19 protein-coding genes and 1 pseudogene are annotated in these 23,941 nt (G+C 64.7%); 12 read left to right on the plus strand and 8 right to left on the minus strand.

From position 1 onward, the window contains the following. Positions 1-20: 20 nt before the first annotated feature. The 4 genes from QQS52_RS03630 to dnaK form a co-directional block, all read right to left on the minus strand. Positions 21-431: a heat shock protein transcriptional repressor HspR gene (locus QQS52_RS03630; RefSeq protein WP_472772616.1), complete on the minus strand. Its 411-nt coding sequence runs from the start codon at positions 429-431 to the stop codon at positions 21-23. Positions 432-444: 13 nt separating this feature from the next. Beyond that, the gene (dnaJ, locus tag QQS52_RS03635; RefSeq protein WP_472772617.1) at positions 445-1,635 is read right to left on the minus strand and encodes a molecular chaperone DnaJ; all 1,191 of its coding nucleotides are present in this window, start codon (positions 1,633-1,635) and stop codon (positions 445-447) included. A 126-nt stretch (positions 1,636-1,761) separates the two neighbouring features. Continuing rightward, the gene (gene grpE / locus QQS52_RS03640) at positions 1,762-2,499 is read right to left on the minus strand and encodes a nucleotide exchange factor GrpE (protein WP_472772618.1); all 738 of its coding nucleotides are present in this window, start codon (positions 2,497-2,499) and stop codon (positions 1,762-1,764) included. Next, positions 2,499-4,361, minus strand: a complete 1,863-nt coding sequence (gene dnaK / locus QQS52_RS03645; protein WP_472772619.1) for a molecular chaperone DnaK — start codon at positions 4,359-4,361, stop codon at positions 2,499-2,501. The genes grpE and dnaK overlap by 1 nt, the downstream gene beginning before the upstream one ends. A gap of 418 nt (positions 4,362-4,779) precedes the next feature. Here dnaK and QQS52_RS03650 point away from each other — a divergent pair, with 418 nt between their 5' ends. The 6 genes from QQS52_RS03650 to QQS52_RS03675 all read left to right on the plus strand — a co-directional run bounded on the left by QQS52_RS03650 (position 4,780) and on the right by QQS52_RS03675 (position 12,929). Further along, entirely contained in the window at positions 4,780-4,971 is a 192-nt protein-coding gene (locus tag QQS52_RS03650) for a hypothetical protein (protein ID WP_472772620.1), read from the plus strand. A 322-nt stretch (positions 4,972-5,293) separates the two neighbouring features. Continuing rightward, positions 5,294-6,478, plus strand: a complete 1,185-nt coding sequence (locus QQS52_RS03655; RefSeq protein ID WP_472772621.1) for a sensor histidine kinase — start codon at positions 5,294-5,296, stop codon at positions 6,476-6,478. A gap of 97 nt (positions 6,479-6,575) precedes the next feature. Next, positions 6,576-6,740, plus strand: a complete 165-nt coding sequence (locus QQS52_RS03660) for a hypothetical protein (protein ID WP_168166941.1) — start codon at positions 6,576-6,578, stop codon at positions 6,738-6,740. After that, complete coding sequence (locus QQS52_RS03665; RefSeq protein WP_472772622.1) at positions 6,725-7,393, plus strand: response regulator; 669 nt, start codon at positions 6,725-6,727, stop codon at positions 7,391-7,393. The genes QQS52_RS03660 and QQS52_RS03665 overlap by 16 nt, the downstream gene beginning before the upstream one ends. Before the next feature lie 651 nt (positions 7,394-8,044). Beyond that, positions 8,045-11,509, plus strand: coding sequence for a proline dehydrogenase family protein (locus tag QQS52_RS03670; protein WP_472772623.1), 3,465 nt, complete (start codon positions 8,045-8,047; stop codon positions 11,507-11,509). A 52-nt stretch (positions 11,510-11,561) separates the two neighbouring features. Continuing rightward, the gene (locus tag QQS52_RS03675) at positions 11,562-12,929 is read left to right on the plus strand and encodes an AI-2E family transporter (protein ID WP_472772624.1); all 1,368 of its coding nucleotides are present in this window, start codon (positions 11,562-11,564) and stop codon (positions 12,927-12,929) included. A gap of 73 nt (positions 12,930-13,002) precedes the next feature. On the opposite strand, the gene QQS52_RS03680 is transcribed toward QQS52_RS03675, so the two are convergent. The 4 genes from QQS52_RS03680 to QQS52_RS03695 form a co-directional block, all read right to left on the minus strand. Next, positions 13,003-13,596 carry a nucleosidase gene (locus tag QQS52_RS03680; protein ID WP_472772625.1) on the minus strand — a complete coding sequence of 198 codons (594 nt, stop codon included), beginning with the start codon at positions 13,594-13,596 and terminating at the stop codon, positions 13,003-13,005. Between the two features lie 169 nt (positions 13,597-13,765). Beyond that, a complete protein-coding gene (locus QQS52_RS03685; RefSeq protein WP_472772626.1) occupies positions 13,766-15,061 on the minus strand; it encodes a sulfate adenylyltransferase subunit 1 in 1,296 nt (431 codons plus the stop codon). Further along, entirely contained in the window at positions 15,061-15,960 is a 900-nt protein-coding gene (gene cysD / locus QQS52_RS03690) for a sulfate adenylyltransferase subunit CysD (protein WP_070768415.1), read from the minus strand. Before cysD ends, QQS52_RS03685 begins: the two co-directional genes overlap by 1 nt. Beyond that, positions 15,960-16,745 carry a phosphoadenylyl-sulfate reductase gene (locus QQS52_RS03695; RefSeq protein ID WP_472772627.1) on the minus strand — a complete coding sequence of 262 codons (786 nt, stop codon included), beginning with the start codon at positions 16,743-16,745 and terminating at the stop codon, positions 15,960-15,962. The genes cysD and QQS52_RS03695 overlap by 1 nt, the downstream gene beginning before the upstream one ends. Before the next feature lie 201 nt (positions 16,746-16,946). On the opposite strand from QQS52_RS03695, the gene QQS52_RS03700 reads away from it, so the two are divergent. The 6 genes and pseudogenes from QQS52_RS03700 (at position 16,947) to QQS52_RS03725 (ending at position 23,939) form a co-directional block, all read left to right on the plus strand. After that, positions 16,947-17,366, plus strand: a complete 420-nt coding sequence (locus QQS52_RS03700; protein WP_472772628.1) for a methylenetetrahydrofolate--tRNA-(uracil-5-)-methyltransferase — start codon at positions 16,947-16,949, stop codon at positions 17,364-17,366. 82 nt (positions 17,367-17,448) lie between these two features. Next, positions 17,449-17,625, plus strand: a pseudogene (locus QQS52_RS03705) (ABC transporter ATP-binding protein); the annotation flags it as partial. A gap of 199 nt (positions 17,626-17,824) precedes the next feature. Continuing rightward, entirely contained in the window at positions 17,825-20,446 is a 2,622-nt protein-coding gene (locus QQS52_RS03710) for a (Fe-S)-binding protein (protein ID WP_472772629.1), read from the plus strand. A gap of 88 nt (positions 20,447-20,534) precedes the next feature. After that, the gene (locus tag QQS52_RS03715) at positions 20,535-22,004 is read left to right on the plus strand and encodes a cation:proton antiporter (protein ID WP_472772630.1); all 1,470 of its coding nucleotides are present in this window, start codon (positions 20,535-20,537) and stop codon (positions 22,002-22,004) included. A 10-nt stretch (positions 22,005-22,014) separates the two neighbouring features. Further along, positions 22,015-22,650 (plus strand): DUF1707 SHOCT-like domain-containing protein, encoded by a 636-nt coding sequence (locus QQS52_RS03720; protein ID WP_472772631.1) that lies wholly within the window; start codon positions 22,015-22,017, stop codon positions 22,648-22,650. 56 nt (positions 22,651-22,706) lie between these two features. Next, positions 22,707-23,939, plus strand: coding sequence for a pyridoxal phosphate-dependent aminotransferase (locus QQS52_RS03725; RefSeq protein ID WP_472772632.1), 1,233 nt, complete (start codon positions 22,707-22,709; stop codon positions 23,937-23,939). The last annotated feature ends 2 nt before the right edge of the window (positions 23,940-23,941 follow it).

The raw sequence follows: 23,941 nt of genomic DNA on the forward strand, positions 1-23,941 counted from the left end.
CTAAACGGGGCTAAAAACGCCTATGCCGGGCGGTGCTTGCCACCGCGGCGCGGGGACCACATGACCACGGAGGTCGAGCGCGGCACGTGGACTAGCTCTCCGCGCTGCGGCTGGCTGCTGCGCTTTTGTAATTCGGCGCGCAGCTGCGCGACCTCGTTTTCCAAGCCGTCGCGCTCGGCGGCCAGCTTGTCGCGCTCCTCAGTGAGCTCGATGATCGCCTTGATGCCGGCCAGGTTGACCCCGTCTTCTTGAGAGAGGTTCTGGATCTTGCGCAGCATCGAGATATCCCGGTCCGAGTAGCGACGACCGCCGCCACTCGTGCGGGCCGGGGTGACCAGCCCCAAACGGTCGTAGGTACGCAGCGTCTGGGCATGCATACCGGACAGTTCCGCGGCTACGGAGATAACGTACATGCTAGAAAACTCGTTCATAGCTATTCACCCCCTAGTTCCGCGTGGTATCCCCGGCCCATCCGGCGCGGGGATTGAACCCGGAGTCCTTCTCCGCCTGGGCGTAGGAACGCAGCGCGCTCGAGGCGGCCGCGTCCAGGTTGCTCGGCACCTTCACTTGGACGGTGACCAGCAGGTCGCCGGCCTTGCCGCCCCGGGTCGGGATGCCGCGGTTGCGCACGCGCAGCGTCCGGCCGTCCGGCGTGCCCGCCGGGACCTTGACGCGCACCGGGCTATCTAGGGTCGGAACCGTTATGGTGTCGCCCAACGCTAGTTCCGCGAAGGAGACCGGCACGGTGATTTCCAGGTCGTCGCCCTTGCGGCTAAAGACCGCATCGGGTTTCACGTGCACGGATACGAACAGGTCGCCGGCCGGGGTGCCATTGGGGCCGGCCTCGCCCTGGCCCGCCAGGCGCACCTTCTGGCCGTCGATGACGCCCGCCGGGATGCGCACGGTGATAGAGCGGGTGCGGTGAACGGTACCGGTGCCATTGCAGGTCTGACACGGATCGGTGACGGTCTGCCCGGTGCTTCCGCAGTTCTGGCAGGGCGCGGAGAACCCGAAGCTCCCGCGGTTTTCCGAGCTAAAACCGGTACCGTTGCACTGCGTGCAGGTGGTGGTGTGCCCAGTCTTCGACCCCGATCCGTGGCAGGTGGTACACGGAGCCTCGCCGCTCAACTGCAGCGGGATGGTACTGCCCTTGGCAGCCTCGCGGAACTCGAGGGTTATTTCCGTTTCGACGTCCGCCCCGCGCGTCGGCCGAGCTGCGTGGCCAGCACCACCGCCGCGGTTGAAAACGCCACTGAAGATATCCCCAAAACCACCGCTTCCAGTTTGTCCAGCGTTCCCGAAGAGGTCGGAGAGGTCGAAGTCTTGCGCCCCGTGCGTTTGGCGAAACCCGCCGGGAAATCCGGCGCCTCCTGCCCGGCCAAAACCGCCGCCCCTGCGCAGCATGGCCTTAAAGTCGTCGTACTCCTTGCGTTCATTCTCGTCGGAAAGGACGTCGTACGCCTCGGCGGCTTTCTTAAACTTCTCCAGCGCCTCCGGGTTGTCCGGGTTGGCGTCCGGGTGGTTTTCCCGGGCTAGCTTGCGGTAAGCGTGCTTAATCTCGCTAACGCTCGCGGACGAGGAGACCCCCAGATCCGCGTAATAATCTTTGTCTGCCCATTCTGGTTTAGCGCTCACTGGGCATCTCCTCCTTTCGAGGTGAAATAGTGTTTCTCATCCTCGCTATGTGGTTACTAAAAACTTTATCTAAGACTAAATAAAAGGGGCGCCGAGGATAACCTCCCCCGGCGCCACCATTAGGAACTAGCTCTGCTCGGACCCGTGCGAGTCCGCGCCGCCGTCCGCCTCATCCGTGGATGCGGACGAATCACTGGGGTCGGCGATGATAACCATCGCGTTGCGCACCAGCCGGTCGTCGACGCGGTAGCCGCGTCGCAGCACGGTGCCCAGTACCTTCTCATCGCCGCTGGAGAGATCCTGCACTGCCTCGTGGATCTCCGGGTCGAAGGCGTCGCCCTCTTCGCCGAAGGCGGCGAGCTTCTGGCCCTGCAGCACGTTGTTGAGCTTGTCGGCCATGGACTTGAGCGGTCCGTCCTCCAAGTCCCCGTGCTGGCGGGCCAGCTCGAGGTCGTCGAGGATGGGCAGCAGCTGGGTGATGACCTGCGCCTTGGCGTTGTCAATAACGCCCTGGCGCTCGCGCTCGGTCCGGCGGCGGTAGTTGGTGTACTCCGCGTTCAGACGCTGCAGGTCCTCGGTGCGCTCGGCCAGCTGTGCCTCGAGGTTCGGCTCGCCGGCCGCCTCGGGGTCGACGTCACCCTCGACGTCGGCCAGGGCCTCGTCGATATCTGCCTCGAGCGTGGGATCTAGCACGGCCTCTTCGGCGGCGTCCGCCTCCGCGTCGGCCTGGGCTTCCGCGCCTGCGGCCGACTGGGCATCGGCAGCCTCGGCGGCAGCTTCCTCAGCACGGTCCGCCGAGGTAGCCTCCGGATCGGTGTTGTCCGGGTCGCCGGGGTTATCCGGCATTCCGTTGAACTGAGTCATTACTTGTCGCCATCCTTGTTGTCGGTGTTGTCGGTGTCCTCGTCTACGACCTCAGCGTCGACGACGTTCGGATCTCCCTGGGCGCCAGCGTCCCCGGCCTGGCCTTCCTGGCCGGCCTCGGCAGCCTGTGCCTCGTAGATCTCCTTGCCCATCTCCTGGGAGACGGTGGACAGCTTCTCCACGGCGGACTTAATAGCCTCGATGTCGTCGCCCTTGAGGGCCTCGTCGACGGCATCGGCAGCCTCGGTCACCTTGGTCTTAGACTCTTCGGAGACCTTGTCGGAGTTCTCGTCCAGGAACTTGCGAGTCTGGTAGGAAGTGGATTCCGCGTTGTTGCGGGTCTCCTGCTCCTCCCGGCGCTTCTTATCCTCTTCGGCGTGCTGCTCGGCGTCCTTGACCATGCGGTCAATCTCCTCCTGGGACAGGCCGGAACCATCCTGGATCTTGATGGTGTTTTCCTTGCCGGTGCCCTTGTCCTTTGCGGACACGGAGACGATGCCGTTGGCGTCGATGTCGAAGGTGACCTCAATCTGCGGAACGCCGCGCGGTGCCGGAGCGATGCCACCCAGCTCGAAGGACCCCAGCAGCTTGTTGGCGGAAGCCATCTCACGCTCGCCCTGGAAGACCTGGATCTGGACGGAAGGCTGGTTGTCTTCCGCGGTGGTGAAGGTCTCGGACTTCTTGGTCGGGATGGTGGTGTTGCGCTCGATGAGCTTGGTCATCACGCCACCCTTGGTCTCAATGCCCAGGGACAGCGGGGTGACGTCCAGCAGGAGGACGTCCTTGACCTCGCCACGCAGGACGCCGGCCTGCAGGGCAGCGCCCACGGCGACGACCTCGTCCGGGTTAACGCCCTTGTTCGGCTCGCGGCCGGTTAGTTCCTTGACCAGTTCGGACACGGCCGGCATACGGGTGGAGCCACCAACCAGGACGACGTGGTCGATATCGCCGACGGACATGTCGGCGTCCTTAATGACCTGGTTGAACGGAGCCTTGGTGCGGTCCAGCAGATCCTGGGTGATCTTCTGGAACTCGGTGCGGGTTAGGGTCTCGTCCAGGAACAGCGGGTTCTTGTCAGCATCCACCGTAATGTACGGCAGGTTGATGTTGGCCTGCTGGGAGGCGGACAGCTCAATCTTGGCCTTCTCCGCGGCCTCGCGCAGACGCTGCAGAGCCATCTTATCCTTGGTCAGGTCAATGCCCTGGGCGCTCTTGAACTTCTCGACCAGCCAGTCGACGATGCGCTGGTCCCAGTCGTCGCCACCCAGCGAGTTATCGCCGGCGGTGGCCATGACCTCGACGACGCCATCACCGATTTCCAGCAGAGAGACGTCGAAGGTGCCGCCACCCAGGTCGAAGACCAGGATGGTCTGCTCCTGCTCGCCCTTCTCCAGGCCGTAAGCCAGTGCGGCGGCGGTCGGCTCGTTGACAATACGCAGGACGTTCAGGCCTGCAATCTGGCCGGCTTCCTTGGTGGCCTGGCGCTGCGCGTCCTCGAAGTAAGCCGGCACGGTGATGACCGCGTCGGTGACATCCTCACCCAGGTAGGACTCCGCGTCGCGCTTCAGCTTCATCAGCGTGCGGGCAGAGATCTCCTGCGGGGTGTACTTCTTGTCATCAATGTCGACAGTCCAGTCGGTGCCGATGTGGCGCTTGACGGAGCGGATGGTGCGGTCGACGTTGGTCACCGCCTGGTTCTTGGCGGACTGGCCGACTAGGATTTCCCCGTTCTTGGCGAATGCCACGACGGACGGGGTAGTGCGGGAGCCTTCCGAGTTAGCGATAACGGTGGCCTCGCCACCTTCCAGCACGGAAACCACCGAGTTAGTGGTACCGAGATCAATACCTACTGCGCGTCCCATAGTCTTTTCTCCTTCTAAGTGTTTGTTTCTCTTAAGTTGATTGCCTGTGGCTCAACTTCTGATGAGCACGTCAGCCACTCTAACAGAAGTTTGCTCCAAGTTGTTCCAAAGCTGAGTGCTGGCCACTCAATCTACACAACGCACCGACCCCCAAAGTTGTTCCCACTCGACTCAACTTTTTTAAAATATCACTGTTTGCCCAGCTCAGAGCACATCGCCCACCTTCGGCTCCGCGGTGGTGTCCGAAAGTTACCTCCAACAAGTATCCGAAAGAGGATAGGCAAGAGGCTCAAAAGTCGGCAGACTGTAAAACACAGCAGCCGGGAACGGTCGCAACAGCAACGGGACTGGCTGGTTTCGACCCCCAGGCTGCTCCTACTCGAGAGATTCAGATTCTTCGACTCCGAAAGGAACTATTATGTTCGACTTCCTGACCGACCTCAGCTCCGCTATCGACTTCGAGCAGCTCATCAAGGGCATCTCCGGCCTGATCGACAGCTCCTCCGAGGGCACTGAGGGCGAGGGCCTGTCCTCCGCTTTCGAGGGCCTGTCCTCCTCCGAGGACTCCGCTTCTGAGGCTGCCGAGTCCACCGAGGCTGCTTCCAAGTAAGCCTTTAACCTCCACTAAATAGAGGCACGAGACTCTTTCACTGAACTTCCCCCGCCGGCCGAGTTCGCGTCGCTCCCAAAAAGAGCACCGCATGGGACAAAACTTGGACGGCGGGGGTTCCTCTATCTCCAGCCCGTGGCATCACACAACACCGGCGCCAGCACCACAGCGCTAACGATGCCACCTGCCGCACCGCACCACGTCCACCTTCCTGATTCCACCACTCTGACTCCGCCTAGCTCGGACGATCTCTTACGGACTAACGTTGAATACAGAACTTTCATCAAGACCGCACCTCGTTCCGCTCGCCAAAGGAGTCCGCATGTCAGCGCTACGACCCCTGCCTGCCCTGCGCAAGCTCCGATCCGTCATGACGCTGGAACGGGCCGCCATCGTCGTGGGCGCCTTCTGCCTGCTACTCACCCTGCTCGGAGCAGCCATGGAGCCGCCGCACCTACAGCTGGGCTCCGTAGTGTTAGGAATCGCGCTGAGCTGCGCGACCGTGGGGGCCTACCGCTACCCACTGGCGATGTCGGTGTTCTACCTCATTATCTGGATGACCGCCTCGCTCAGCACTCACAACACCTACCTCAGCTGTATCCTTATCGTTCCGGCCCTGGCCGCCATCGTGGCCTACCACGGGCGCGTGTGGCTCACCGCGGGCGTCGCCCTGACGTTGTGGGTAGCCGGCCTCATCGATCCGGTCTCAGACCAAACCACCGTCAACCTCCCCACCGCCGCGACCTGGGGCATGTACGTCAGCCTGGGCGTCATCATCGGCAGCGCCTACGGGCACTCGGCGCGACGCTACAAATCAGCCATGGTGGAATGGGACCGCGACGTGCACAGGCGGCAAAACGATCTCGCCGAGATGCTGCATAATTCGGCCGTGTCCAGCATGACGGTCAACACCATGCAGCTGGAGGCCCTGAGCCTGGAGTACGCCAAGGATCCCAAGCTGGCCGAGCGCCTCGATGAGCTCAGCGACTCCATGCGCTCGACGATGTCCGAGATCCGCGCTTTGACCAGCGTCCTGCGCAGCTCCAACGACGATCCCCAGTCGGTGCTCGGCATCGGTGACAAGACCGGCAAGAAACCCAGCACTTTCGCGAAGCTGCTGACCGAAGAAGCCGCCCGGCTCCAAAAGCTGAACCGCCAGCCCCAGACGACGGTCTTGCTGGATGATTTCGATCCCAGCCTCAGCCAGGACGTTCTCGACGCGGTCGCCGCCATCGTCAACGAGGCCTGCATCAACGCCGTCAAGTACTCCCCGCCCGGCGCGAGAATTAGCCTGACCGTCCGGCCCTATCTGGGATGGATTAGCCTGACAATTTCCAACCCGATTGCGGCTTCCCGGGTGGCCGACAATTCCATGTCCTCGGGCATCGGCCAAGCCTCCATGCACCGGATCGCCACCACCATCGACGCCAAGCTCGCCAGCACGGAAAACGACGGCAACTGGGAGGTCACGTTATCTCTTCCGCCACATAGCTATACACGTCGGTAATCTCACATAACCTTGGCGAATATCATTGAACTAAGTTATGCTAACGCTTGTTATCATCTCAACCACTCTCTAGAACCCTCCCTGGAAAGGACCCCTAATGAACGCTCTCGCAGGTTTCCTCGCCCCGTTACTCCTTTCTTCCCAGCTGATCGGCGGCGCCCCCGCCCTTAGCTCCCAGGACGCACCGGTTACCGTCGCCCCGTACGAGTCCGCCGCTGAAAAGGCCTTCGGCTGCCCGTCCCCGTTTTGCCCGGGCCGGTAATTAACCTTCTGGTCGTCGACGACGACCCGCTGGTACTCGAAGCGTTAGGACACTACTTCGCTAGCGCGGACGACATGAAGGTGGGCGCTACCGCCGAAAATGGAAAAGCCGCCCTTGCTCTGCTCGGGGAGCAAGATTTTGACGTCATCGTGGCAGATATTCACATGCCGGAAATGGACGGCACGACGCTGCTGCGCGAGGTCGGGGACATGGACAATCCCCCGGTCTTTATCGCGATGACCGCGATGGACAATGACGACACCCTCTTGGACGTCATGTCCCATAAGGCAGCCGCCTACATCCTGAAGAGCTCGAAGCCCGCCTATATTTTGGAAACGGTGCGCGAAGCCGTCAAGGGAGGCACGGTGGTCACGCCGCAGTCGCTGACCCGCTTGGTCGAGCACCTGCCGGAGCTCCAGAACACCACCACTATGCGCCCGACGGCCGCGTTGGATAGCCGCGATATTCCCCCGGCGCAGCTGCGGGTGTTGGAGCTGCTGTGCGAGGGCCAGTCGAACGCGGAGATCGCGGCATCGACGGGCTATGCCGACGGCACGATTAAGAAATACATCTCCTACCTGCTGGCCGAATTCCAGGCCAAGTCACGCTTGGATCTGGCCATTAAGGCGCTCAAGGCCGGCTACGGCCAGTAATGACTACCCACCCCGCCCTACCCCCTAGGTCGGAACTTCCTGCGGAAACGAATCAGCCTTCCTACCCCCATTAGGCATTTTTGCCTACACGCTAGCGTCAGTTGTGTGGGTTTCTTATAATGACCGCAATAGCAAGCAGTATTACACCCACCCGCTTGTCGTAGCTTAGGTCACAATGGGGGTAGGGTGGCTGCACAACATAACGGTCGTTCCGCCCGGGGCGTCCGCAACCACGAGTCTTAGTCTTAGCTCTAGTGCCTGAGTGCTAGCTCTAGACCTAGTTCTATCTCTTTGTCCTCGAGCCAGGTAAGGAAGGTGAGCGTTGAACGTCTTTCTGGCGCGGATCCGCCGCGCGAGTGACCGGCCTCCCGTATAGACAGCCGGCACACTCCGCCACAAAAATTGGTCCAACCTGCGGCACGCGCACCCGCGTGCACGGCAAGCGTATGGCTGCTTCCCCGCCAGAGACTTCTACCCCACCCCTGTTGGGGCGGCGTTCGACGCGGCGGAAGCGTTAAATAACACTTTCCATTTCCACCCGGCCCGGGTAAAACCCCGGGACGCTCGACTAACCCGCACGCCAGCTGGGGATAGCCGCAGCGGGCCACCATCACCGGCCCGGGTCTCACCGCACACAGAGGTAGAACCACAATGACTTCTCCTGCCAACACCCGTTTGCCCGAATCCGACGACGTCGAAGCCATCGTCGAATCCGCCGTCCGCCAGGCCCGCACCTGGCTCGCCGCTAGTGCCAACGAGAAAGACCAGGCCACCGAGCAGCTCGCGGACCTGCTGCGCGACACCGACGGCGTCAAGTTCACCATGGACTTCGTCGACCGCGTTATGCGCCCGGAAGACGACAAGGTCGCAGCCCATGCGCTGAAGAAGATTAACGAAAACTTCGATCCGGCCTTCCTGGGCAAGATCAACGCCTCCCTGATCGGCCTGGGCGGTTTCTTCGGACCGATCCTGCCGAACCTCGTGATGCCACTGGCCCGCATGCGCATGCGCCAGATGGTCGGCCACCTAGTCGTCGACGCTGAGTCCGACGCCCTGAACAAGACCCTGGACAAGGCCGCCGAGTCCGGCGAGCAGCTCAACCTGAACCTGCTGGGCGAGGCCGTCCTCGGTGAAGACGAGGCCCGCTCCCGCGCCGAGCGCACCCTGGTTCTAATCCGCAACCCACGCGTGACCTACGTTTCCGTGAAGGCGTCTTCCATCGTGGCCCAGCTCAACCCGTGGGACATCGACGGCTCCGTCGAGCGCCTCAAGGAGCGCCTCCGCCCCCTCTACGAGGAGGCCGCCAAACGCAGCCCCAACGTCTTCATCAACCTGGACATGGAGGAATACCACGACCTCCACCTGACCATCCGCCTGTTCAAGGAACTGCTCAGCGAGCCGGAATTCAAGGAGCTGGAGGCCGGCATCGTTCTGCAGGCCTACCTGCCGGACACCTTCGCCGCCCTACAGGAGCTGGCCGACTTCGCCAAGCAGCGCGTGGCCGAGGGCGGCGCCAAGATCAAGATCCGCCTGGTCAAGGGCGCCAACCTGTCCATGGAGCACGTCCAGGGCGAGGTCCACGGTTGGCCGGTCGCCCCCTACATCACCAAGCCGGAGGTCGACGCCAACTACTTCCGCCTGCTGGACTACATCCTGCGCGAAGAGTTCGCTGATTCCGTGCGGATTGGCGTGGCCACCCACAACCTCTACACCGCCGCCCTGGCCGCGGAGCTGGGCAAGAAGCGCGGCGTCATGGACATGATGGACTCCGAGATGCTGCAGGGCATGTCCCCGGCGCAGCAGGAGGCTGTCCGCAAGGTCTTCGGCGGCCGCCAGATCCTCTACACCCCGGTCGTGCACATGGAAGACTTCGACGTCGCCGTGTCCTACCTGGTCCGCCGCCTGGAGGAGAACTCCGCCCCGCAGAACTTCCTCTACGCGCTGTTCGCCCCGGACGAGGCCCGCAACGATCACCTGACCCCGCTGCAGGATCAGGAGGCCCGCTTCCGCCGCGCCGTGGAAGACCGCTGGGATACCTTCGCCGGCCCCCGCCGCCAGCAGGACCGCAACGCGGAGGAAGGCCAGGGCCGCCAGGCCCCGGTCACCGGTCGCTTTGTCAACGAGCCGGACACCGACCCGGCACTGCGGGCCAACCGCGAATGGGCCCTGAAGTGGCTGGACACCGACCCGGGCGAGCACACCGTTACCCAGGTCACCGATCCGGCCGAGGTGGAAACCGCCGTGGCCAAGGCTAAGACCCTGGCCGATAGCTGGGGTTCCAAGACCGGTCACGAGCGCGCTGAGGTCCTGGAGACCATCGGCGATCGCCTGGCCGACTACCGCGGCCGCCTGGTCAGCGTCATGGCTCACGAGGCCAACAAGACCGTAACCCAGTCTGACCCGGAAGTCTCCGAGGCCATCGACTTCGCCACCTACTACGCGCACTCCGCGCGCCTGCTGGACGAGGCCCGCTCCAAGTTCACCCCGAACCGCGTGACCGTGGTGACCCCGCCGTGGAACTTCCCCGTGGCCATCCCAGTCGGCGGCGTGCTGTCCTCCCTGGCCGCGGGCTCGACCGTCATCATCAAGCCGGCCCCGCAGGTGGTCCACTGTGCCCAGGTCGCCGTGGAGGCCATCCACGCCGGCTTGAAGGAGCACGGCCTGGACACCGACCTGGTCCAGCTGGTCTACACCGATGAAAGCGACGCGGGCAAGACGCTCATCTCCCACGAGGACGTCGACGCCGTCATCCTCACGGGCGCTTCCGACACCGGCGCGCTCTTCCGCTCCTGGCGCCCGGAGATGAACCTGATGGCGGAGACCTCCGGCAAGAACGCGCTGATTATCACCCCGGCCGCCGACCCGGACCTGGCCATCCAGGACCTGTACCTGTCCGCCTTCGGCCACTCCGGCCAGAAGTGCTCCGCGGCCTCCCTGGTCATCTTCGTCGGCGCCGCCGGCACCTCGGAGCGCCTGCGCAACCAGCTGCTGGACTCCGTGCGCACACTGATCCCGGGCCCGGGCTACGAGGTCAAGACCACCATGAACGGCCTGGCTGAGCCGCCGAGCGAGAAGCTCTTCCGCGGCCTGACCCAGCTGGAGCCGGGCGAGAAGTGGCTCATCAAGCCGGAGAAGCTCAACGAGGAAGGCACCCTGTGGTCCCCGGGCATCCGCGACGGCGTCCAGCCGGGCTCCTGGTACCACCTCAACGAGTGCTTCGGCCCGGTGCTGGGCATCATGTACGCCGAGACCCTGGAGGAGGCCATTGAGTGGCAGAACTCCACCGGCTACGGCCTCACCGGCGGTATCCACTCCCTGGATGACGAGGAGATCGACTACTGGATCGACCACGTCGAGGTCGGCAACGCCTACGTCAACCGCGGCATCACCGGCGCCATCGTCCAGCGCCAGTCCTTCGGCGGCTGGAAGAAGTCCGTCATGGGCCCGGGCGCCAAGGCCGGCGGCCCGAACTACGTGCCACAGATGGGCACCTGGGAGGACGGCGAGCTGCGCGCCCGTGACGTGGACATCAAGGCCAACATTGCCGGCGAGTTGCGCCAGTGGACCGACCGCCTAGACTCCGTCCTAGACGAGGGCGACGCCGCCTGGCTGTGGCGCGCCGCGGAGCTGGATCAAGTGGCCTGGCAGGAAGAGTTCGGTCGCAACCACGACCGCACGGCCCTGATTTCGGAGGCCAATATCTTCCGCTACCGCCCGCTGCTGTCGGCCCTGTCCGTCCGCGTCGGCGAGGGCTACAAGGTTCGCGACGTCGCCCGCCAGCTGCTGGCCACCGCCATCACCGGCACCCCGATCGACATCTCCGCCCCGGCGAATATCGCCGCGGACCTGCGCGACATGGGCTTCCGCGCCCGCACCGCCAGCACCGAGGAGTTCGCGAACGAGGTCGCCGAGATGTCCTCGGCCCGCATCCGCGCCCTCGGCGCAGTGGAGCAGCCGGTTCAGGAGGCCGCAGTCAAGTCCAACTCGGTCGTCCTCGACCAGCCGGTCCTGGCCGATGGCCGCCGCGAGCTGCTGCCGTACCTGCTGGAGCAGGCCGTCTCCGTGACCATGCACCGCTTCGGCATCATCCGCGAAATCGGCGATATCCGCCGCTAGGGGCGGTGCCAGCGTTTCCGCAGCCGCCGCTTGTATGGCATAGTTGGTTGCTATGGATAGCCAGCATGACGATATAAGCAGCGGGCAGGCGTCCGCCTCCGGCCAGGCGGACGCCCAACCGGCCAAGGAAACCGCTCAACAAGACGCGAGGAAGGACCAGACCACCACCCTGGTCAGCCAGGACGACCACGGCCTGGGCCGGGAAACCGCGCGGGATACGCCCGGCGACCCAGACAAGAAGGCCCAGGTACTGAGCGCGGATCTGAAGTCCGCCGCGCGCACCTCCCTGCAGCTCATCGCTGTCATCGCGGGCGTGGCCGTCATCGGCTACCTCCTGCGGTTTATCTGGGTCGGGCTCCTGCCGGTCATCCTGGCCATTTTGGTCAGCACCGTGCTCTTTCCCATCACGGCCTGGCTGCGCCATCACAAATTCCCGCGTGCCCTCGCCGCGGTGACCACTCTGCTGGCGTTCTTACTCATCTTCGTCGGCATCTTCTCCGCCATGGCCCCGGTGGTCTCCAACCAGGGCGCCACGCTGGTCAGCCAGGCCGAAAGCGGTATCAATGAGCTGGGCCGCTTGGTGGAAGAATCCCCCGTCAACGTCGATAGCGGGCAGCTCGAGTCCGTCATGGACGACGCCGTGAACTTCCTCAAGGGGCAGGCCAGCAACATCGCTACCGGCGTGATGACCGGCGTGTCCGCGGCCAGCTCCATCCTGGTGGCCTTCGTCATCATGCTCTTCGTGACGTTCTTCATCATCAAGGACGGCGACAAGTTCCTGCCGTGGCTGCGCAAGTACACCGGCTCGGCAGCCGGCTGGCACATCACGGAGCTAGGTTCGCGCATCTGGTCCACCCTGGCCGGGTTCATCCAGGCCCAGGCCGCCGTCGCCTTCGTGGACGCCGCACTCATCGGTCTGGGTCTGTGGGCCCTGCAGGTGCCGCTGGCCTTCGTCATCGCCGTGGTGACCTTCTTCGCCAGCTTCATCCCGATCATCGGTGCGGTCACCGCCGGCGCCCTGGCCGTCGTCATCGCGCTGGTCTCCAATGGCTTAACCAGTGCCGTGCTGGCGCTCGCCCTCATCGTCATTGTCCAGCAGGTGGAGGGCAACCTCCTACAGCCGCTGCTGCAGTCCAAGGCCATGGGCCTGCACGCCGCCGTGGTCCTACTGTCCGTGACCATCGGTTCGACCCTGTCGGGCATCATCGGTGCCTTCCTGGCCGTGCCGGTGGCCGCCACCGTCACAGTCATGCTGCGCTACTACGCCGAGATGACCGGCCTGCGCTCCGGCGAGATCGACCCGGATGAGCTGGACATCTCCACCGGCGAGAAGCAGAAGGACAAGGACTCCGAAAGCCAGGAGCCCACCCCGCGCCAAAAGGTCGCTGAGCTCTTCCACTCCATGAGCCCGCAGCGCTAACCAAGCTGCGCGCACGCTTTAGCCCGGGCCGGTGACAACCGGTCCGGGCATTGTTGTGTTCTAAGCGTCTAGGTTAGCGCGGAAGCAGGCCCAGGTCGGTGACTGCTGACATCAGCTGGCGGGCGCCGCGGTCCAGCACCCCGGCCCAGGTGCCCACGGAAGACTCGTCGGCCGGGTCGGAGACCTGTTTGAGCAGGGTGCAGGGAACGTCGAAGCGCTGGCAGACCGCGGCCACGGAGTAGCCTTCCATGTCACACAGGGCGGATTCCTGGGCCAGGCGGTTGCGGGTCTGGGTGTCGGAGACGAAAAGGTCGCCGGTGGCCAGGGCGCGCACCGGCAGGCGCCCGGAGATGGGCAGCTCGATTCGCTCGGGCAGCAGGTACTTGCCGAGGTCGGACAGGACCTCCAGCTTGAAATCATGCTTGGTCACCGCGTCCACCTCGAAAACGCCGGCCAGGCCGTCGTGCAGGGCGCCGGCGGTGCCGATATTGACCACCCGGGAGGGCATCTCGTCGCGCAGGCGGGCCTCGGTCAGTACCTCGGTCAGGGAGATGGCGGCCGGCAGCGTCCCAATGCCGGTAATCAGCAGTGCGGCGTCGTCAGGAACGTGCGCCGCTTCAGCGTCGACGGCAGCCACAAACAGCGGTTTATCAGCAATGCATCTCATGTTTTAGATCTTACTTGGACGCCAGCGGACTTAGCACGGCGGCCGGGGTTTAACACGCGGCTCGCCGCAACAATGACGCTCCGACCTCAGTCCTGGCGGGCAAAAGCCCTCGGCTTCTTATCACCTGCGGGTTCACTACGACGGCGAAATACCGTCCCAACGCAGCGCGCTATCGCAGCCGCCGCCCCACGAAGCCGGCGGCCAGGGTGTTGCCCGTGCTTGTGTCGACCAGCAGGAAGTTGCCCACCGCGCCGCGGGCGGCGTAGTCCTCAACTGGAAGCTCGACCGGGGTCTGGAGCACGACGTGCGCGATCTCGTTGAGGGTGACCGCCTCCGGGTCTTCCTGGTCGGCCACGCCGTCCAGGTCCAGAATGCGCTCGACCTGCGTGATACGGGCCTTGACCACGGCGGTCCCGTAGCGTAGGTGCACCATCGGGCCGGGCTTTAAGTCTTTGTCGGTCAGCGCGACGACGGTGGCAGCGAACTCGCGGGTGGCTTCCGGCCGGTCCGCACCGGAGATGAGGTCGCCGCGGGCCAGGTCCACGTCGTCGGCCAGGCGCAGCACAACGGATTCGCCGGCGCTGGTGGCCTCTACTTCCCCATCGGTGGTGTCGATGTGGGTAACCGTACTGGTGCGACCCTCCGGCAGGGTCACCGTGTCGCCGACGGCGATGGAGCCCGCCTGCACGCGACCGGCGTAGCCGCGGTAGTCGCTGGCGTGATCGCGGATGACGTACTGGATGGGGAAGCGGAAGTCCAAGTCCTCGGCGCGGCCGCCGGTAACCGGCACGTCCTCGAGCGCCTGCAGGACGGTCGGGCCGGAGTACCACTCCATCTGGGTGGAGGGATCCACCACGTTGTCGCCCTTGAGTGCCGAAATCGGCACGACCTGGGTGTCGGTCAGGCCCAAGCGTTCGGCCAGGGTGCCGAATTCTGCCTCGATGGCGCGGAAGGTCGCCTCGTCGTAGTCCACCAAGTCAATCTTGTTGACGGCCAGGATGACGTGGCGCACGCCCAGCAGGGCCGCGACGTTGGCGTGGCGGCGGGTTTGTTCGACCACGCCGTGGCGGGCATCGATAAGCAGCACCACGACCTGGGAGGTCGACATGCCGGTGACGGTGTTGCGGGTGTACTGCACGTGCCCCGGGGTGTCCGCCAGGATGAAGGTGCGCTTGTCCGTGGCGAAGTAGCGGTAGGCCACGTCGATGGTGATGCCCTGCTCGCGCTCGGCGCGCAGGCCGTCAACCAGCAGGGACAGGTCCATGCCGTCAAAGCCGCGGTTGGCGCTGCTGCGCTCCATGGATTCCATCTGATCGGCCAGCACGGATTTGGTGTCGTGCAGCAGGCGGCCGACGAAGGTGGACTTGCCGTCGTCTACGGAACCGGCGGTGCACAGGCGCAGCGTCTCGCGCTCTTTGAGCTGATCCACTCCCTGGACCGGGGATGGGCTTTGGGTGGTAGGCATCAGAAATAGCCCTCCTTCTTGCGATCTTCCATGGCAGACTCGGATAACTTGTCGTCTGCGCGGGTGGCGCCCCGCTCGGACAGGGTGGAAATGGAAATCTCGGCCAGCACCTCATCCGGGGTGGAGGCGGTGGACTCGACGGCGCCGGTGCAGGACATGTCGCCGACGGTGCGGTAGCGCACGGTCTTGGTCACCAGCTCCTCGCCCTCGGTCGGCCCGCCCCACTCGCCGGGGGCCAGCCACATGCCGTTGCGGTTGAACAGCTCGCGCTGGTGGGAGTAGTAGATATCGGGCAGCTTGAGGCCGCGGGCGCCGATGTATTCCCAGATGTCGGACTCGGTCCAGTTGGAGATCGGGAAAACGCGGATGTTCTCCCCGGCCATCTTGGCGCCGTTGTAGAGGTTCCACAGCTCCGGGCGCTGGCGGCGCGGGTCCCAACCACCGAAGGAGTCGCGCACGGAGAAGATGCGTTCCTTAGCGCGGGCGCGCTCCTCGTCGCGGCGCGCCCCGCCCAGCACGGCGTCGTAGCCGCGCTCGGCGATGGTCTCAACCAGCGGGACAGACTGCAGCGGGTTGCGGGTGCCGTCGGGGCGCTCCTGCAGGTCGCCGCGGTCGATCCAGTCCTGGACCTTGGCCACGTGCAGGCGAGCGCCGGATTCCTCGACTAGGCGATCGCGGAACTCAATGACCTCCGGGAAGTTGTGCCCGGTGTCCACGTGGAGCAGCTCGAAGGGCACGGTGGCCGGGGCGAAGGCCCGGCGCGCCAGCTCGAAGACCACCACGGAGTCCTTGCCGCCGGAAAAGAGCAGCCCGACCTTGTCGAACTGGCCAGCTACCTCGCGCAGGATGTGGAGGGATTCGTTTTCTAGATCTTTCAGATGAGGGGAAAGTGCAGTCATTATTCGTGTAACCCGCATTCTGTCTTGCCGTCAGCGAATACTCGTCCCGAGCGGGCGTCGTCGCCCTCTGCCACGGGGAAGGTCAGGGGCGCGCACCCGATGGAGCGGTACCCCTGCAGCGTAAGGGGGTGGATGATGAGGTCGTGGTCGCGGATGTAGGCGTCCGTGTCATCTAGGTCCCAGGTAATCATTGGCGAAATCTTGAGCCGGCCCGTGCGGTCCAGGCTGAGCGCCGGGGCTTCCGCGCGGTGCTCGGAGTCCGCTCGCCGCAGGCCGGTAATCCAGCCCACGTAGTCATCCATGGCCATGTTCAGCGGCTCCACCTTGCGCATGCGGTTGTAGGAGGCTACGTCCCAGGAGTACATGCGCGGGCCGTAGACTTCGTCCTGCTCCTCCGGGGTCAGCAGGGGCCGAATGCGGCGCAGCGGCAGGCCCGGGTAGCGCTTTTCGACGGCGTCGGCGGTCTCCAGGGTCTCTGGGAAGTGGAAGCCGGTGTCGATGAAGAGCAGATCCCCGTCGAGCCCGGCGCAGTGGGCCAGCTCGGCGAGCACGGTGTTTTCCATAGACATGGTCACCGCCACGCGGCCCGGCGCGTGGGTCACGGTGAAGTCCATGATGTCCTCCGCGCTGGCGTTGTACAGCTTGTCCGCCCAGCGGTCCACCAGTTCCTGGTTGGCGGCGGCTACCGCGGGCGACAGCGGCGCGGTGTCCCGGGTTCCTTCCGGACTCTGGCTGGCGTCGCGATAATTCTTACCACCACCCAGCAGGTTCACGTTTGTTGTCATTATTTTAAGTGCGCTCCTTTGGGGTCAGTGCACCTTACTCTAGGTAATGCGGCCGATTCGCGCAGCCGAAGTTCCAGCTCCGCGCACCCGCGGGGGCGTTGTACTTGGGGAACGGGCAGAATATAATTGTCCCCATACTGTACCGCTCGGACTATATTTACAGACAGTACGGTCTAGACGAATTGCACTAAGGAGGTCATCATGCCTAGCGCCCTCGGCTCGCGCGTCGCTGTCATCGGCGACGGCCCCGCCGCACTTTCCGCCACGGAGCGACTCATCGGGGCCGGCATGTGTGTCGACCTCATCTCCTCCCGCCCCGCCCCCTTCGGCTTCCTGCGTCACTTCGCCGCCCCAGGCCCGCCCACCGACGGCACGCCGCACCTGCGGCTGATCGGCAACGTCCGCGTCGGCTCCGACGGCGACATCACCCACCGCGAGCTGCATGCGCTCAGCAACCACGCTGACCCCGATCTGCTGCTCCTGGAGCTGCACGCCCGCGGCCTCGCCACTACTACCTGGGAGGGCTGCTTCCACCCCGCCGCGGCAACCGCGGAACCCGCAGCCCCCACCGACTGGGACGCCGTCATCAGCCGCGCCGGCCTGGCGCCGCTGTGCTTCTAGGCACCAAGCCTTTCCGGATCCCACGCCAACTACTGTGCGCAGCTCTAGGCGGGTGTCCCAGCCTTAGGTTGCTATTGCCTGCGTGGAACTTATCCGAATTATTATGAGCCGCTCGAAGCCCTACGTTGGCTTCGTTATAGCGGTGCTCGTGCTGCAGTCGGCCTCGACTGCGGCGACGCTCTATCTGCCCTCGCTGAACGCCAGCATCATTGACGAGGGCGTATCCCGCGGCGACGTGCCCTTTATCTGGCGCACCGGCTTTCTACCATCCGGGACGCGGACGTCATCATCGTGATGGACAACGGGCGCATCGTCGAGCAGGGCAGCCACTCCGAGCTGCTCGCGCAGCGCGGCGCCTACTGGCGGATGAATATGAAATCTTGATTCCACGCCCTACCCTTTAGGCTAGGTAAGGTACTTCCCCCTGACTTATCCGCAGCCAATGAAGGAGCCCGCCCATGCTAGCCGGCTGGATTGCCGTTCTGATCTCGTTGCCCGTCTGGGCCTACTTCGGCTACCGCGCCTGGGGCATGTTTACCTTCATCCGCTCCGGCGGGCCCACCCAGCTCAATCGCTTCGACCAGCCGCTGCGCCGCCTGGGGCGCGTGCTGGTGGAGGTCCTCGGGCACACCCACTTCAAGGGGCGCCCGCTAGTCAACGCCGCGCACTGGCTGGTCATGCTCGGCTTCCTCTTCGGCATCCTGGTCTGGTTTGAGGCCTATATCCAGGCCTTCAACCCGGCCGGCGGCTGGCCGCTGCTGAGCGACTGGCCGGTCTACCACTTCCTCGAAGAGGTTTTGGCGCTCGGCACCGTCCTGGGCATCGGCTTCCTCGTCGCCGTCCGCTTAAAGCTCGGCCATACTGAGCGCGGCAGCCGCTTTTATAATTCGCAGACCACCAGCGCCTACCTGGTCGAAGCCATCGTCTTTTCCGAGGGACTCGGCATGCTGCTGGTCAAGGCCTCCAAGCTCGCCACCTACGGCGGCGGGAGCTGCGCCACCGACTTTGTCAGCCTCCCGCTGTCGCAGCTACTGCCGGCCTCCACCGGCCTTATCCAGGCCTTCGCGCTGTTCAAGCTGCTGACCGGCCTGGCGTTTATCGTGTTCATCTCCCGCCAATTCACCTGGGGCGTGATGTGGCACCGCTTCCTGGCGTTTTTCAACATCTTCTTCCAGCGCAACCCGGATGGTGATAAGGCCCTGGGCAAGCTACCGACCCCGGATCTGGAAGAAGACCTCACCCCGGGCAGCTGGAAGCTGCTGCTGGACACCGGCACCTGCACCGAGTGCGGGCGCTGCCAGGATCTGTGCCCGGCCTGGAATACCGACAAGCCGCTGTCGCCGAAGAAACTGGTCATGGACCTCGGTTCTGCCGCGGTGGATAACTACAACCCGCACGCGGGCGTGGACGTGCTGTCCATGGCCGGGGTCATCGATGACGATGTCCTGTGGTCGTGCACCAACTGCGGCGCCTGCGTCGACCAGTGCCCGGTCGACATTGAGCACCTCGACCACGTCGCGGATCTGCGCCGCTTCAAGGTGCTGGCCGAGTCCGACTTCCCCTCGGAGCTTACCGGCCTGTTCAAGAACCTGGAGACCAAAGGAAACCCCTGGGGCCGCAACAATTCTGAGCGCCGCACCTGGGTGGACCAGGCCCGCGCCGACGGCATTGAGGTTCCCATAATCGGTGAGGACGAGAGCGATTTCGCGGACCTGGAATACCTGTTCTGGGTCGGCTGCGCCGGCGCCTACGACGACGCCGCCAAGGTCACCACCCGCGCCGTCGTCGATCTGCTGCACACCGCCGGCGTGAAATTCGGCGTGCTCGCCACCGGGGAGACCTGCACGGGTGATCCCGCCCGCCGCGCCGGCAACGAGTTCCTGTTCCAGATGCTGGCCCAGGAAAACGTCGCCACCCTCAACGAGACCTTCGACGGCGTGCCCGCCGGTCAGCGCAAGATCATCACCACCTGCCCGCACTGCTTCAACACACTGCGCAACGAGTACCCGGACTTCGACGGCCACTTCGACGTCTTCCACCACACGCAGCTACTCAACCGCCTGGTGCGCGACGGGCTACTCAAACCGGTGCCCCGCACCGCGGAAAACCGCAAGCCCATCACCTACCACGACCCGTGCTTCCTGGGCCGCCACAACAAGGTCTACGACCCGCCCCGGGAGCTGCTGGAGGCCACCGGTGTCAGGGTCAACGAGATGGACGCCAACCGCGACTCCGCCTTCTGCTGCGGCGCCGGCGGCGCCCGCATGTTCATGGAAGAAAAGCTCGGCACCCGCGTCAACGAGTTCCGCACCGAGCAAGCACTGTCCACCGGCGCCGAGGAAATCGCCACCGGCTGCCCCTTCTGCAACGTCATGCTCACCGGCGGTGTGAAGACCCTCAACGAGGGCAAGACCCCCGTCACCGACGTCGCCCAGATGCTACGCAGCTCCATCGCTACCGATGCCGATGGAACCCTGCCACCGGCCCGCCCCAAGGCCTTCCTCGGCGAGCCCCTCCGCCTGACCCGCAAGACCGCCCAGCCCACCGAGAACACCACCGACACAGCAGAAACAGCGAACACCGAAACCGTCACGCCAGCACGGCCGGCAGCCCCAGCGGCACCTGCTCCCAAGGCCCCGGCAGCACCTAGCGCGCCCGCAGCACCCAGTGTCCCCACTGCCCCGAGCGCTCCAACCGCGCCGGCCGCTGCTCCCAGTGCTCCGGCTGCACCGGCCGCGCCAAGCAATCCTTCCGCGCCGGCTGCTCCTAGCGCTCCCGCTGCACCAAGTGTGCCGAGCGCACCTGCCGCTCCAGCAAGCCCCACGCCTTCGGCTCCCAAGGCACCAGCAGCGCCTGAAGCACCGGCGGTGCCCTCTGCCCCGGCTGCGCCGAAGGCTCCTACTGCACCCGCTGCGCCCCAGGCACCTGCCGCGCCTTCCGCGCCGGCAGTGCCGAGCGCACCCAAGGCGCCCAGTGCTCCTAGCGCACCCGCAGCGCCCGCTGCTCCTTCGGCCCCGGCTGCTGGTTCGGCATCGGATACCGAACCGGACGCTGAGGCAGACTCCTACCAGGACGACTAAGGCGGGCGTCGGCTGCGGCATCGTGAGTGAGCTGCGTGACGCTGCCTGAGTTCTGGGAAAAAGGCCTGTTCCGGCTAAGGTATAGCAGGTGTTTAATAGCGACTCCGGCGCCGCCCTGATTCTGGCGGCGAGTGACGAAGGAATTACGAATTCGCTGGTCTCCTTCGCGTGGATTATGGCCGCTGCGCTGGCCGCGCCCCTGGTTTCCTTCATGACTGGGCGGCGGCTGCCGGCGGTGCCGCTGCTGCTGATTTTCGGCATGATTATCGGCCCATCGGTGCTGGATCTGGCGCACAAGGACCCGGGCATTGAGATGCTCAGCGAGATTGGCGTCGGTGCGCTGTTCTTACTGGCCGGCTTCGAAATCAACATCACGTCGCTGAAGTCGAAAGAGGCCCGCACGGCGGCCTCCACGTGGGCGATGTGCCTGGCGGCGAGCCTGCTGGGCGCGTGGGCGATCTTCCGTTTCGATAACCTGCCGCTGGCTATCGTCATCGCCATCGCGGTGACCTCAACGGCGCTGGGCACCATCACGCCTATGCTCAAGCAGAACGGCATGATGGGCACCCAGGTAGGGCGTTCGGTCATGATCCACGGCGCCATCGGCGAGGTCGGCCCCATCCTGGCGATGGCGCTGCTGCTGTCCACGCGTTCTACCTGGCAGACCGGGCTTATCCTGCTGGGCTTTTTCGCCATCGCGGTGGCCCTGGCAATGGTGCCGGGCGTGGTCGCCAAGGCCATGCCGCTGGTGCGCAACGCCTTTCTACAGGGCGCCGGTTCGACGAACCAGACCATCCTGCGGCTCATCATGCTTGTGCTCGCCGTGCTGATGGCGGTGGCCGCGGTCTTCGAGCTCGACATCGTGCTGGGAGCGTTCGCCGCAGGCATGATTTTCCACCAGATCATCCCGAACGAGTTCCACCAGCGCCTCGAACACCGCCTGGACGTGCTGTGTTATTCCATGCTCATCCCCGTCTTCTTCGTGGTCGCCGGCATGTCGATCGACTGGAACGTCATCACCAGCCGGCCGCTGCTCGTAGTGAGCATCCCGCTGCTCATCCTCGTTACCCGCGGCCTGCCGGTCTTCTTGCGCGAGAACCTCCACCACACCGGCTCCGAGATCGAGACTGTCCGCGAGCGCCTCCAGGTCGCCTTCTACGCGGCCACGGGCCTGCCCATTATCGTGGCGGTGACCTCCATCGCGGTCAGCTCTGGGATCATGGACAACGAGCAATCCTCGCTCTTTATCGCCGGCGGCGCGCTGACCGTGCTCATTTTCCCCATCCTGGCCAGTCTGTGCCAGGAAAAGGACCCGGTCACCGGCAAGCGCTCCACCTACCGTGCACGCGTCGTGGAACAGGCCCCGGCGCATGATTCCGAGCCGACCTCCCTGGCCGAACTGCGCGACCGCGACAACGCCGAGCACGAGAACCTCAAACGCCACGAGGCTAGCCACAACGGGCAGGGGTCCGAGGCGGTTGGTTCCGACGCAGCTGGAGAGGGTACCGCGGCGGATGGTGACGCACAGGATGGCGACTGCGGCGGCAAGAACGGATAGACTTTTGGGTATGAGCTACGACGATTCCCTGCGCCTGTCTGATGCCGAACGCAACGACGCCCTGACCGCTTTGGCCAAGGCCGTCGGCGAGGGCCGCCTTAGCGTGGACGAATTCGAGGAACGCTCCGATTCCGTCATGGGCGCACGCACCCGCCGCGACATCGTCCCCTTATTCACCGACATCCCGGACCAGCCCATCGCCGAGCCGAAGATCTACTCCCGCGCCGACGTCGAACGGGCCTGGGAGGCCGGCCGCAAACCCAAGCTGGCCACCGGGCTCATCGGCAGCCTGCTGCTGACCATCGGCGGGACCTCCGCATTCATCGGTGCCTTCGGCGCGGCCGGGGTCGGCGCCGCGGTGGGGCTGATGTCTGCCTCCGTCGCCGCCTTCCTGCTCATCCCTGTGCTGTGGATCGCGCTGTATGTGCTCAAGGTAGGCCCCAGCTCCTGGCACGCCCCCAGCCCGCGCCAGGTCGAGCGCCAAAAGCGCAAGGAAATCCTGGCCACCCAGGCCGAGCAGCGCGCCCTGATGTGGGCCCATAACAAGCAGACCGCGGGCGAACTGACCGGCCAGGCTCTCGACTTCGCCAAGCGCCGCGTGGACAACTGGAGCCAGCCTAAGGACACCAAGAAGCACGGCGATTAGGACACTTTCCGGCCCAAATTTCGTCACCGCGGGTGAAAAAATGGCACAATTGCGGCATGACTACCACGCCGAACCGCCGAATTTTTGACCAATCCGACAAACTCAAGGGTGTCGCCTACGACATCCGTGGGGAGGTCTCGGCCGAGGCAGAGCGCATGGAGCTCGACGGCCACAACATTTTGAAGCTCAACACGGGTAACCCGGCGGTCTTCGGCTTCGACGCACCGGACGTCATCATGCGCGACATGATCGCCGCGCTGCCCACCTCCCAGGGCTATTCCACCTCCAAGGGCATCATCCCCGCCCGCCGCGCCATCGTCACCCGCTACGAGCTGGAGGACTTTCCGCACTTCGACCTCGGGGATGTCTACCTGGGCAACGGTGTCTCTGAGCTGATTTCCATGACCACCCAGGCGCTGCTCAACGACGGCGACGAGGTCCTCATCCCGGCCCCGGACTACCCGCTGTGGACGGCGGCCACCTCCCTGGCCGGCGGCACCCCGGTGCACTACCTGTGCGACGAGGAGGACGACTGGAACCCGTCCATCGAGGACATCAAGTCCAAGGTGACGGAGAAGACCAAGGCCATCGTAGTCATCAACCCGAACAACCCGACGGGCGCGGTCTACTCCCGGCAGACGCTGCAACAGATCGTGGACATCGCCCGCGAGCACAACCTGCTCATCCTGGCCGACGAAATCTACGATCGCATCCTCTATGACGGCGCGAAGCACACCTCCATCGCCTCCCTGGCCCCGGATCTGCTGTGCATTACCTACAACGGCCTGTCCAAGGCCTACCGCGTGGCCGGCTACCGCGCCGGCTGGATGGTGCTCACCGGCCCGAAGAACCACGCCTCCGGCTTCATCGAAGGCCTAGAGCTGCTCGCCGGCACCCGCCTGTGCCCCAACGTCCCGGCCCAGCACGCCATCCAGGTCGCGCTCGGCGGGCGCCAGTCCATCTACGAGCTGACCGGTACGGGCGGCCGCCTGCTCAAGCAGCGCAACATCGCCTACGAAAAGCTCAATGAAATCCCCGGCGTCAGCTGCGTGAAACCGATGGGTGCCCTTTATGCTTTCCCGCGACTGGACCCGAACGTCTACGAGATCCACGACGACTCCAAACTGATGCTGGACATCCTGCGCTCGGAGAAAATCCTCATGGTGCAGGGCACCGGCTTCAACTGGCCGGACCCAGACCACTTCCGCGTGGTCACCCTGCCATGGGCGTCCCAGCTGGACAGCGCCATCGAGCGCCTAGGCAACTTCCTGGCCAGCTACCGCCAGTAACC

The sequence above is a fragment of the Corynebacterium sp. 1103A genome, from assembly GCF_055700955.1.

Bases quoted from the DNA above. Each gene is read 5' to 3' on its own strand.
- QQS52_RS03630 (WP_472772616.1), bottom strand. From the start codon at position 431: ATGAACGAGTTTTCTAGCATGTACGTTATCTCCGTAGCCGCGGAACTG.
- grpE (WP_472772618.1), bottom strand. From the start codon at position 2,499: ATGACTCAGTTCAACGGAATGCCGGATAACCCCGGCGACCCGGACAAC.
- dnaK (WP_472772619.1), bottom strand. From the start codon at position 4,361: ATGGGACGCGCAGTAGGTATTGATCTCGGTACCACTAACTCGGTGGTT.
- QQS52_RS03650 (WP_472772620.1), top strand. From the start codon at position 4,780: ATGTTCGACTTCCTGACCGACCTCAGCTCCGCTATCGACTTCGAGCAG.
- QQS52_RS03655 (WP_472772621.1), top strand. From the start codon at position 5,294: ATGTCAGCGCTACGACCCCTGCCTGCCCTGCGCAAGCTCCGATCCGTC.
- QQS52_RS03660 (WP_168166941.1), top strand. From the start codon at position 6,576: ATGAACGCTCTCGCAGGTTTCCTCGCCCCGTTACTCCTTTCTTCCCAG.
- QQS52_RS03670 (WP_472772623.1), top strand. From the start codon at position 8,045: ATGACTTCTCCTGCCAACACCCGTTTGCCCGAATCCGACGACGTCGAA.
- QQS52_RS03675 (WP_472772624.1), top strand. From the start codon at position 11,562: ATGGATAGCCAGCATGACGATATAAGCAGCGGGCAGGCGTCCGCCTCC.
- QQS52_RS03680 (WP_472772625.1), bottom strand. From the start codon at position 13,596: ATGAGATGCATTGCTGATAAACCGCTGTTTGTGGCTGCCGTCGACGCT.
- QQS52_RS03685 (WP_472772626.1), bottom strand. From the start codon at position 15,061: ATGCCTACCACCCAAAGCCCATCCCCGGTCCAGGGAGTGGATCAGCTC.
- cysD (WP_070768415.1), bottom strand. From the start codon at position 15,960: ATGACTGCACTTTCCCCTCATCTGAAAGATCTAGAAAACGAATCCCTC.
- QQS52_RS03695 (WP_472772627.1), bottom strand. From the start codon at position 16,745: ATGACAACAAACGTGAACCTGCTGGGTGGTGGTAAGAATTATCGCGAC.
- QQS52_RS03700 (WP_472772628.1), top strand. From the start codon at position 16,947: ATGCCTAGCGCCCTCGGCTCGCGCGTCGCTGTCATCGGCGACGGCCCC.
- QQS52_RS03710 (WP_472772629.1), top strand. From the start codon at position 17,825: ATGCTAGCCGGCTGGATTGCCGTTCTGATCTCGTTGCCCGTCTGGGCC.
- QQS52_RS03720 (WP_472772631.1), top strand. From the start codon at position 22,015: ATGAGCTACGACGATTCCCTGCGCCTGTCTGATGCCGAACGCAACGAC.
- QQS52_RS03725 (WP_472772632.1), top strand. From the start codon at position 22,707: ATGACTACCACGCCGAACCGCCGAATTTTTGACCAATCCGACAAACTC.